We start from the raw sequence: 2,309 nt of genomic DNA, 5'->3' as shown, positions 1-2,309 counted from the left end.
TCAGCAGGGAATACACACATATATTCAGCCTGGAATTGTCTAAATGAAGGCGTATCACTACCTTCACCGTGTTCCGCAAAAAACTTTTTCTCTTGCTGTTTTACAGCATTTTCACAGAGCGGCTTAAGTGATCTTATGATATCTAAAGTTGAACAAATAACTGTTTGGTCAATAATGTTGTGCTTACTAGAAGTTTTATCTAAAAGTACTTTTAGTAGCTGTATCGCTTGCACTCTCTCGCTTTCAGGTGTCTGAGAAAATACCTTTTCTGAATATTGAGCTTTTGTCCTGAAACTGATTTTTAATGGTTTCCAAATATTAACTAGCCACTGTTTAAAATCATAAATCTCCCCAAATGAATCTAAAGCATCATGGGCTTCGGTAATTATATCTAAATCACTGCAATACCTTGGGCCAGCGAAGGCTGCTGCTGAGTCAATACAGTTTTGTATTTTCTGAGATGTTAATGTATTTTCGTTAAACCAGTAGGCTACAAAACCACCACTTTTGTCTATTTCTAATATCTGCTGTCTAGATACTTCAGCCGTAACCAGTTTTATATGAAGATTCGGTTTTTGAGTTTTGATGTCGTCGCACCATTCTTCAAACTTTTCAACTTCACTTTTTCCTCTTTTTCCTTCTGCGGCTTTGCCTGTTAGATCAAATGGTATGTAAATCCAGTATTCAGATAATGTTGGATGGTTTTTTAATGCAGTGGTTAATGATTTCTTGATCTGGCCAAATTCACTATTTCCAAGCTTAAAAAAGTATTTTGCTTGAATTCCTAGAATATCGCCTGTAGGGGTTTTATAATACGCTTCTACTCCCCCGTCACCACCATCGCCTCGCAAACTAAAGAACGACGAACCTTGTGGTGATTTACAATGTGCTTGAAAAAGTTGAATCGCGAGCGATTCAAAGCTGTCATTTTTACTCTTAGGTGTAGATCGAATTTGATTGAAGTCTATCGTTGCCAAAATAATCCCTCATTACGCAGCTATAGGTATGCGGATGGTCAATATTACCTCATATCTTAAAGCCGTGATGTGAACCGTCTGGTAAGTCAACATGAAGGTGGAGCTTTCCTCCGTCTGATTCAACAATTTGTTTCAACTGCTGTAGGCTATCGATAGTACAGCTATCAATTTGGTAACTTGCATCAGCACCGATACGCTTTAGTAGCTCCATCAGACGAAGCTGAATCAACTGCTTCGACGCTATCTCTTCGGCTGCGTAAACGACCTCTTGAGGCTGCTCTGCAATGATGTCTTCAAGTTTTCTACCCATCTTCTCTGCCTTTGAGGTTAAGCAGGAAAACTTTCACATGTGAAAGTTTTCCTGGCTCTGTTTGTTTGGCTAGTTTAGCCAGCAAAGGGCAGTAAAACTAGCTCAGGTATACAATCACTTGATTCTCACAATCTGGCTCTGTTTGAGCTCAACTATCTGAAGTTCAAGATCTTCAATACGTGAAAGTGCACTCCTTAGGGCATGACTTAGTTGATGATGTTCTGCTGCCATTGAAGTTAATCTTTGGTTCAATACAGCAACTTTTTCACGATACTGAATTTTTACCTTTCTTTCTTGGTTGCGCTTTTCTCTCAAAATCTCGACGTAGGACTGAACTGCTGTATCAGGCGTAAGGCACTTTAGTTTTTGTGCTTCTGATTGAACTCTGAGCTTGAAATCTGGATAGTAATAACAACTGCCATTTCCCAATCCGGCTTCTTCCTCTACAGCTCGAACCGATAATTTACGGTGATCGGGTATTCGTTTGGTTTTTCGTTCGATGATTCGTTGCAAAGCTGCTTCAAGCTTGAGAAGTGTATTTTCTGACTTTTTCATAAATCGATAACCTGTAATGGGTGCTGATATTTTTCAAATTTCAGTCCAAAATCATTCAACACTTTCTCGGCAGCTCGAATTTGTGTAATACAGTGAGCATACTCTGAATGGCTGACATCGGATTGCTGCTTCAGATAGCTACTCAACGCTTGATGTTTCTTTTGCCACCATGACGCCTTTTTATCATCCACGACGCTACCGCCGCCGCGGCAATCGACGCAGAATGCGGCATTTATTACTCCATCCATGTCACATTCATAGCCATTTTTACAATAGCTATGTAGGGTGCCATGTAAAGTTAATCGTTTTTCTTTAACCAATCGATACAAGCAATCCCAGTTGCTATAGATCACAGGTTTGTCGTCACGCATGGCGACAATAGCCTTAACCGTGCATTCGTGGCATCGATTGCTCAAAACCGCTTTCATCCAGATAAACAATCGGTTTGCCTGCCTGCTCATGGTGGC

Annotated in this window: 3 protein-coding genes and 1 pseudogene; all 4 read right to left on the bottom strand. The window is 40.3% G+C overall.

The features are described 5' to 3' along the window. Positions 1-977: pseudogene (locus PSI17_RS16535) on the bottom strand (ATP-binding protein); the annotation flags it as partial. Between the two features lie 49 nt (positions 978-1,026). Further along, positions 1,027-1,287: a hypothetical protein gene (locus tag PSI17_RS16530; protein ID WP_273553007.1), complete on the bottom strand. Its 261-nt coding sequence runs from the start codon at positions 1,285-1,287 to the stop codon at positions 1,027-1,029. A gap of 114 nt (positions 1,288-1,401) precedes the next feature. Then, positions 1,402-1,842, bottom strand: coding sequence for a hypothetical protein (locus PSI17_RS16525; protein WP_273553006.1), 441 nt, complete (start codon positions 1,840-1,842; stop codon positions 1,402-1,404). Further along, positions 1,839-2,309 (bottom strand): hypothetical protein (locus PSI17_RS16520; protein WP_273553005.1); only part of this gene is annotated, 471 nt, incomplete at its 5' end. The genes PSI17_RS16520 and PSI17_RS16525, both read right to left, overlap by 4 nt.

The sequence above is a fragment of the Xenorhabdus sp. IM139775 genome, from assembly GCF_028598745.1.
Lineage (GTDB): Bacteria > Pseudomonadota > Gammaproteobacteria > Enterobacterales > Enterobacteriaceae > Xenorhabdus.
The sequence above is the reverse complement of the archived record's forward strand: the minus strand, read 5'-3'. Positions and strand labels throughout refer to the sequence as shown.